Source organism: Clostridium sp. LY3-2 (assembly GCF_024705715.1).
In the GTDB taxonomy this organism is placed as follows: Bacteria; Bacillota; Clostridia; order Clostridiales; family Clostridiaceae; genus Clostridium.
In genome coordinates, this window is sequence record NZ_JAMDLQ010000016.1 from 57,151 (window position 1) to 65,116 (window position 7,966).

A 7,966-nucleotide genomic window follows, 5' to 3' on the forward strand; every position below is an offset into this window, starting at 1 on the left:
CAGCCTTATATTTTTATATTTCCCTAAGTCTTTTTACTCCATAATTCTTTAATAGTATAAATAAAATTACATCTAAAACTAAAAATAATCCTATACCAAAAACTAAATATAAAGTCATATTAGTTATATTTAATTTTATATAAAGAAATACTGCAAGTGCTAAAGGCCCTCCTCCAAGTATAAGTGAAAGAAATGAGGATGCACTTTGCTTAACTACTACAGTTTCAGAAGTCCAATTCATCATAGGAAACTTTAAATTTAATAAAAGTCCTAAAATAGCCACATAAACGCTTATAACTAAAGCTCCTATAGTTAAAATAATAATATTTTCTAAACTAAGCTTAAAAGCTAATATATAAAAAGGTAATGAAATAATAAAAGGAACTAAGGACGTAGCTAAAGATAAAAGTATTTTCCCTTTAAATATTTCCATCTCGCTTATAGGAAGAGATCTAACTATCCAAATCTTGTTTCCTTCAAGTGATATAAGAGATGCAGATATATTACTAAGCCCTATCATAATTAATATAGAAGCTATAGCAATTCCCTGTATTATCCCTTCTAAAGACTCTAATTTGAACATTTTTTCAATCATAGAGTTTCCACCTATCAAAACTACAACTGGCATTATAATCATCATTATAGGTCCTATTGCTGTATTTAAAACTACTAAAGGTTTTGATAAGTATGCTGATAACTCTTTTTTAAATAAAGCTATACTTACTTTAGAATCTTTAAGTTCTACCATTTTAAACTCATCTTTTTTAGAATTTTCTAAAAGACTTGAACTTATAGTTTGAAATACCTTACTAAAAATAAATACGAAGCAAACAAATATTATAGTAGAAAATAAAACAAATTTAATTAAACTCCCTACACTTTTAAATGCAACTGCATCTAAAAAGAAAACTATAGGAGGATAAACTCTTCCTAATGCTTCTGTAATATTTGAAGCGTTTATAGTTAAGTATTTCATTATGCCTTCCATTTGCATAGATAAAACAAGAATTGCAATGGTAAAAAAGCTTAACATTATTATAGAAAAAATGTTTTTTCTTTTCATTTTTGACATAGAATATGATATTAAAAATGCAATTAAACTACCTATTGAAATTGGAACTATCGGTATAAAAAAGTATAAAATAACTGCAAAAAGTATATTTAAAATGCTAAAATCTACGTTTTTAAAGTAAATAGTTAATATAGGAATATAAACTATAAGCATAAATAAATATGATGGAATAACTAAATTTACAAGCTTACTTATAAGTATTTCGCTTGGTTTTACTGGCATAGAAATAAGTGTATTATAATCTTTAAGTCCAAAAATCATCCCTGGCGCTTTGTATATTGTAGTTACAAATGTTAAAAGGAAAATTAAAACAATCCCTTGAATTAAAATATATTCTAGCATATTCATAGCTTTTAAAGGTTCTACCATTAAGTTAAAGTATTCATAAATACTAAATGTGATTACACAAATAGAAAATATTATAACTCCTAAAAGCCCTATATTTTTAAGTCTATTATCTTTGTCTTTTAATTTATTTAATCCATATGAATTTATAAAATCATATTTAACTAATGTCTTTAAATTACTCATCTTTAATAAGCTCCATAAATATTTCTTCAAGAGAGTTATCTCCAATAACCTCATTTACTTTTCCATTTGCAACAATCTTACCAGATTTTATTATAGCCACCTTATTACAAAGTTTTTCTGCAACTTCTAATACATGTGTTGAGAAAAATATAGCGCCGCCGCCTTCACAGATCTCTTTCATTATCTCTTTTAAAGTGTGCGCAGCCTTTGGGTCTAATCCTACAAAAGGTTCATCTAATATTAAAAGCTTAGGCTTATGGATTAAAGCAGATATAATTGCAAGCTTTTGTTTCATACCATGAGAGTAAGATGATATTAAATCGCCTAATGATTTAGTTATTTCAAACTTGTCCCCATAAAGAGTTATTAACTTTTCTCTATCTTCTTTAGGTACCTTATAAATATCAGCATAAAAGTTTAAATACTGAATTCCTGTTAAGGAATCATAAAGTTCAGGATTATCAGGAATATATGCAATTAGTTTTTTACATTCTATTGGTTTATCTTTAATAGACATACCATCTATTAATATCTCACCACAATCAAAGTTTAATATACCTACAACAGCTTTAATTGTAGTTGTTTTCCCCGCTCCATTATGACCTATAAATCCAAATATATCGCCTTCTTTAACCTCTATATTTACATTCTCTACAGCAGGTTTATCCCCTTTATAACATTTCGTAAAATTCTTTATACTTAACACTTAATTACCCCCTTTTCTATTTGTTATATATAATATATAACAAAGACCATATAATTACAACTATTTTTTATAGTTAATTGACTCTTTATTTAAGTAAATGTAAAATTTAACATAAGGGGAAGGTGATGAATTTATGGATTTTAAAATTGTGAATCATTTCTACATTAAAAACTCAAATTACAAAGAAACAAAAGATTTTTATACTAATATATTAGGTTTTAATGTATTTAATGAATCTTTCGATAAGGCTAATAATAAATATATTTTAAAACTTAAATATAATGATAACTTTTTAGAATTAATAAGCTACGACGATGAGAATAACGAATTAGATGGTTTAGCTCTATCTAAATTACAATTAGAAGTTAAAAGTTTAAATTCTACTATTTCAGAACTAAAATCTAAAGGAATAGAAACTTACGATATAAAAGAGGACCCTCTTACTAAAAAGAACTTCACTTATTTTAAAGGACCTGATGATTTACTTGTAAAAGTTTATCAAAAAAGCCTTATAGACGTGTTTTTAAATGATATCTATATATAAGAATATGCCTTGTAATATCTTTATTACAAGGCATATTTTTATTTTGGTAAAACTAAGTCACCTTTATTTATTAAATTATTTTTAATCATGAATAAATATACAATATAACTTACCACTCCCGGAATAATTATGCACCCAAATACATAACTAATCAAAAGTGTACTTAAGCCGTAATTTGCTAAAATATTTATAGGTGCAACAAAAGCACAAAGCCCCATTCCTGCTATAGATACATCAGCTTTTAGAGAAAATAATATAACAACTATAGGTGATGCTATAATTGCTCCTAAGAGAGGCGGAATTATAAGCTTTAAGTTTCTAGTTAGGTTTGGTAGTTGTAATTTAGGAGTACAGATAAATAAAGCTAAAACTCCCCCTAAATCATTTTCTTTATAAGACATAACTGTAATTCCAACAAACATAGCTGTACAACCTACTAAGGCTGCAGCTGATGCTTCACCATTTAAATTTAATGCTATTGCAAGTGCAACTGATGAGGCTGGAGAAATTATTAAAGCTCCCCAAATAACAGCTATAACTATAGATGACAATAAAAGGTTTGACTCTACGCTAGATGTTATAAATCCTCCAAAAAAATTTAAAATAGGATTTATTATTTTTGATATATAAATCCCAAAAAGTCCTCCTCCTAAAACTGAAAGAAGTGGAACTATCATCATATCTAAGTTTGTTTTCCCTAAAACTTTTTTACCTATGTATATACAAAATGCAGAAGATAACAAAGCCCCGATAGGCTCTCCTCCACTTATAGTTAAGGCATTTTCTCCTATTTTAATCGCTGAAGCTCCTATAGTTGCAGCTGCCATAGATGAAAATATTATTAAAGAATTCCCACCTAAAGAAAAAGCAATTCCAGCACCAATTGCAGGTGCCATAAGTGTCTTTGTTATAGTCCCTATAGTAACTAAATCTGAAAGTCCAGTCATCTTACCTATAGTTTCTAATAATAGCCCTATACCTAAAGTTACTAAAATTCCAAAAGCGAGTCCGCTAGACCCTTTAAAAATCGTTTCTTTTATGTATTCTTTTTTACTCATATAATGCCCCTTTATTTTCAATATTAAGTAATTCTTTTTTTAAATTTAATCCGTATGCATATCCTATTAATTTATTATTGCTTCCTAAAACTCTATGACACCCTACAATTATGCAAATAGGATTTTTGTTTATAGCGCCACCAACAGCCCTTGACGCCTTTTCGTTTCCTATAGCTTTTGCTATATCTTTGTAAGTTTTAGTTTCTCCGTATGGTATTTTGTAAACTTCTTCCCATACTTTTTTTCTAAATTCTGTTCCTTCTAAAAATTCAATCTTAACTGTAAATTTTTTTCTTTCTCCATTTAAATATTCTTTTAGTTCTTTTTTACATAGTTTTATATTATCGTTTTCTAGTTCTTCTTTTATTTCTTCTACAAAAGATATATGAGTTATATAATCTTTAGTTCCTTTAATTTCTATTATTCCAAAGTCCGTATCTAAATAACCTATATATTTTTTCATAATATTTCACCCCAATCTATTATAAAAATTATAAATTAAAGTTAATAAATTTTCTATCCTAAAATAAAAAAAGCTACTACTTTAGAAATTTCTAAAGTAGTAGCTTTTTTTACTCTTATTATAAATGTATTTGAATTAAAAGTAATATTGCTGAAAGGACAGCTATTATTACCATTAATTTCATAACAAATTTTAACCACTTATTATAAGTAACATCTACCATTGCTAGAGTTGCAAGTATTAATCCAGTCGGTGTTATAAATGAAATAAGCCCTTGACCAAATTGGTATGCACTTACTATAACATCTCTTGGAAGTCCTACTGTATCTGCAAGTGGTGCCATAATTGGAATTGATAATACTGCAAGTCCTGATGATGATGGGATAAAGAATCCTAAAATCATAAAGATAAATAGCATTAAAACTATGAATATTGAACCATTCATTCCTTTTACAGCATTTGATAAGTAGTATAAAATCGAATCTGATATTTGTCCGTTTTCTAAAACTAAGTTAATTGAACGAGCTATACCGATTGTAAGTGCAACACCTACTAAATCTGCTGCCCCGCTTATAAACTTATTAACAAATTCTTTTTCGTTTAAAGTTGAAATAACACCTAATATTATTCCTGATACTAGGAATAATGCTGTCATTTCAGTAAACCACCAACCTTGAGTTGAAACACCCCAAATCATTACTACAAATGTTAATGCAAATATTATAAGCATTATCTTTAATCTTAAAGTAAATACTGGGACTTCTGTTTCCTCACTTCTATATTTATTTTCTATCTCTTCTTTTTGATCGTAAATTAGTGATTTTGTAGGATCTTTTTTAACTTTATTTGCATACTTAATTATGTATACTAAAGTTATTACTAAAGCTATTACAAGTCCTACAGACCTAAATGTTAACCCTTCTGTAAAGTTAATTCCTGCTGCATTTGATGCAATTACAGAAGAAAATGGGTTTACAGTCGAGAACATCGTACCTATAGAAGATGCCATATAAATAGTTGCGATACAAACTAGTGCATCATAACCTGAGAAAATAAATATAGGTATTAATATCGGATATAGCGCTATAGTTTCTTCTGCCATACCGAAAGTAGTTCCTCCTAAAGCTACTAAGATTCCAAGGATAACTATTAATAAGTATTCCCTACCTTTAGTCGCTTTTGAAAGGCTTGCTATACCTGCATTAAATGCTCCTGTAGCATCTAAAACTCCTATAACTCCTCCAATTATAAGTACAAATAGAATTATATCTACTGTATCATATACCCCTTGGATAGGTGCCTCTACAATCTCTTTGAATCCTTGTGGATGAGATTTTACTTGCTCATAAGTATCTGGAATAGCAACTGGTTTATTTATACTTTCATCTTTAAATTTTGAAATATCAATTTTGATATTTAACTTATCTAAAGTAGCCTGTGTTGCTTCTTCCGTGCTTTCTTCTCCTTGTGGATTAGTTATAACAAATTTCCCGTTGTCTTTGTCATAACTTAACTTAGAATAAGAACCTGCCGGAATAATGTAAGTTAAAATTGCTGCTAAAATTAACACAATGAACAAAACTGTAAACGCTGTAGGAAAACTAAATTTCTTTTTCTTTTTCATCTCAATACCCTCCTCTGCTTTTGTTTACTTTTTACATTTTGTGTTTGCTTTTATTGTACCAAATCATTTGCTAGTGTTTGTGTATTATCTGTAAATTTTGTATATTCCTCTGAATAATTATACATACTTTTAACCTTTTATTCAGCCAAGCTTCTCTTTATTTAAAAATGCTTTATTCTTCGTAAAAAACACTTTATAATTTTAACTTTTTATTCATAAGTGGTATTTAAATTATCAAATTAAATTAAAAAGCCATCCTAAATTAGGATGGCTAATATTTATTACATTAATTCTTTTATTTCTTCTACTTTATTTAACTCTTCCCAAGGTAAGCTAACATCAGTTCTTCCGAAATGTCCGTAAGCTGCTGTTTGTCTGTAGATAGGTCTTCTTAAGTCAAGTTCTTTTATTATAGCACCTGGTCTTAAATCAAATACTCTTTCTACTATTTTAATTATTTCTTCTTCTGATTTTTTACCTGTTCCGAAAGTATCAACTTGGATTGATACAGGTTTAGCTACGCCTATAGCATAAGCTAATTGGATTTCTAATTTATCTGCTATTCCAGCTGCTACTAAGTTTTTAGCAACCCATCTTGCAGCGTAAGCAGCTGATCTATCAACTTTAGTTGAGTCTTTTCCTGAGAAAGCTCCACCACCGTGTCTTCCCATTCCACCGTAAGTATCAACTATTATTTTTCTTCCTGTTAAACCACTATCTCCTTGTGGCCCACCAACAACGAATCTTCCAGTTGGGTTTATAAAGTATTTAGTTTCTGAATCTAATAATTCTGATGGTATAACAGCGTTTATTACGTGCTCTCTTAAATCTGTTTGAATTTGCTCTAAAGTAGCATCTTCATCGTGTTGAGTTGATATAACTATAGTATCTATTCTCTTTGGCATATCATTTTCATACTCAACAGTAACTTGAGTTTTTCCATCTGGTCTAAGGTATTTTAAAGTACCATTTTTTCTTACTTCTGTAAGTCTTCTTGATAATCTGTGTGCCATAGCTATTGGTGTTGGCATAAACTCTTCAGTTTCGTTAGTTGCGTAACCAAACATCATTCCTTGGTCTCCAGCACCTACTGCTTCAACCTCATCTTTTTGACCTTCTCTTGATTCTAAAGCTTCATCAACTCCCATAGCGATATCTCTTGATTGCTCGTCTATAGTTGTCATTACTGCACAAGTATCACAGTCAAATCCGTATTTTGCTCTATCATAACCGATTTCTCTAACCGTTTCTCTAACTACTTTAGGGATATCAACGTAACAGTTTGTACTGATTTCTCCCATAACCATAACCATACCTGTAGTTGTACAAGTCTCGCAAGCAACTCTTGCCATAGGGTCTTTATCTAATATAGCATCTAAAACCGCATCTGATATTTGGTCACATATTTTATCTGGATGTCCTTCTGTAACTGATTCTGAAGTAAATAATCTTCTCATTTCATGTTCTCCTTTTTATAAAAAAATTTTTACAAAATGAATATGGAATTGTATCCATCCTAAAATTAAATATTAACTTATTTACTTTGTTTTTTTACGTAAAAAAAACTCTTCGATAAGGAAGAGTAGCTTACGTACTAATCTCTCTTATCTTTGCAGCTAAAAATCTTTTTCTCTCTGCAGGAATTAGCACCACACACTTTGTAGGTTGCTGGGTTTCACAGGGCCGTATCCCTCCACCTCTCTTGATAAGCAATAATTAATTTATATTTTCAATTTGTATCTTTTTGTATTCTAACATAATAAATATATTATAGTCAATAACATTTTTCGTAAATATTCCTTGTAATTTTTGAGAATTTTTTAATTTGTATTTAATTAATATAATATTTAAAAAAACAAATAAAAAAACACTAAGCAAAAACTTAGTGTCTAAATGGTGGTGGAGGAAGGATTCGAACCTTCGAAGCAACTTGCAACAGATTTACAGTCTGCCCCCTTTGGCCACTCG

7 protein-coding genes and 1 riboswitch are annotated in these 7,966 nt (G+C 29.1%); of the genes, 1 reads left to right on the top strand and 6 read right to left on the bottom strand.

The genetic code is table 11. From position 1 onward, the window contains the following. Nucleotides 1-13 precede the first annotated feature (13 nt). Both M4I33_RS05885 and M4I33_RS05890 read right to left on the bottom strand, forming a co-directional pair. Nucleotides 14-1,603, bottom strand: a complete 1,590-nt coding sequence (locus M4I33_RS05885; protein WP_257915945.1) for a hypothetical protein — start codon at nucleotides 1,601-1,603, stop codon at nucleotides 14-16. Next, a complete protein-coding gene (locus M4I33_RS05890) occupies nucleotides 1,596-2,309 on the bottom strand; it encodes an ABC transporter ATP-binding protein (protein ID WP_257915946.1) in 714 nt (237 codons plus the stop codon). Before M4I33_RS05890 ends, M4I33_RS05885 begins: the two co-directional genes overlap by 8 nt. Nucleotides 2,310-2,442: 133 nt before the next feature. On the opposite strand from M4I33_RS05890, the gene M4I33_RS05895 reads away from it, so the two are divergent. Beyond that, nucleotides 2,443-2,853 carry a VOC family protein gene (locus M4I33_RS05895; RefSeq protein WP_257915947.1) on the top strand — a complete coding sequence of 137 codons (411 nt, stop codon included), beginning with the start codon at nucleotides 2,443-2,445 and terminating at the stop codon, nucleotides 2,851-2,853. A 38-nt stretch (nucleotides 2,854-2,891) separates the two neighbouring features. Here M4I33_RS05895 and M4I33_RS05900 read toward each other — a convergent pair whose 3' ends face one another. The 4 genes from M4I33_RS05900 to metK all read right to left on the bottom strand — a co-directional run bounded on the left by M4I33_RS05900 (nucleotide 2,892) and on the right by metK (nucleotide 7,455). Then, a complete protein-coding gene (locus tag M4I33_RS05900) occupies nucleotides 2,892-3,911 on the bottom strand; it encodes a PTS transporter subunit IIC (RefSeq protein ID WP_257915948.1) in 1,020 nt (339 codons plus the stop codon). After that, entirely contained in the window at nucleotides 3,904-4,374 is a 471-nt protein-coding gene (locus M4I33_RS05905) for a methylated-DNA--[protein]-cysteine S-methyltransferase (RefSeq protein WP_257915949.1), read from the bottom strand. The genes M4I33_RS05900 and M4I33_RS05905 overlap by 8 nt, the downstream gene beginning before the upstream one ends. Nucleotides 4,375-4,492: 118 nt before the next feature. Further along, nucleotides 4,493-5,998: a YfcC family protein gene (locus tag M4I33_RS05910; protein ID WP_194192420.1), complete on the bottom strand. Its 1,506-nt coding sequence runs from the start codon at nucleotides 5,996-5,998 to the stop codon at nucleotides 4,493-4,495. A gap of 281 nt (nucleotides 5,999-6,279) precedes the next feature. After that, nucleotides 6,280-7,455, bottom strand: a complete 1,176-nt coding sequence (metK, locus tag M4I33_RS05915; RefSeq protein ID WP_194192419.1) for a methionine adenosyltransferase — start codon at nucleotides 7,453-7,455, stop codon at nucleotides 6,280-6,282. Between the two features lie 144 nt (nucleotides 7,456-7,599). Beyond that, nucleotides 7,600-7,710: riboswitch (SAM riboswitch) on the bottom strand. Nucleotides 7,711-7,966: the final 256 nt, after the last annotated feature.

Bases quoted from the DNA above. Each gene is read 5' to 3' on its own strand.
- M4I33_RS05885 (WP_257915945.1), bottom strand. From the start codon at position 1,603: ATGAGTAATTTAAAGACATTAGTTAAATATGATTTTATAAATTCATAT.
- M4I33_RS05895 (WP_257915947.1), top strand. From the start codon at position 2,443: ATGGATTTTAAAATTGTGAATCATTTCTACATTAAAAACTCAAATTAC.
- M4I33_RS05900 (WP_257915948.1), bottom strand. From the start codon at position 3,911: ATGAGTAAAAAAGAATACATAAAAGAAACGATTTTTAAAGGGTCTAGC.
- M4I33_RS05905 (WP_257915949.1), bottom strand. From the start codon at position 4,374: ATGAAAAAATATATAGGTTATTTAGATACGGACTTTGGAATAATAGAA.
- M4I33_RS05910 (WP_194192420.1), bottom strand. From the start codon at position 5,998: ATGAAAAAGAAAAAGAAATTTAGTTTTCCTACAGCGTTTACAGTTTTG.
- metK (WP_194192419.1), bottom strand. From the start codon at position 7,455: ATGAGAAGATTATTTACTTCAGAATCAGTTACAGAAGGACATCCAGAT.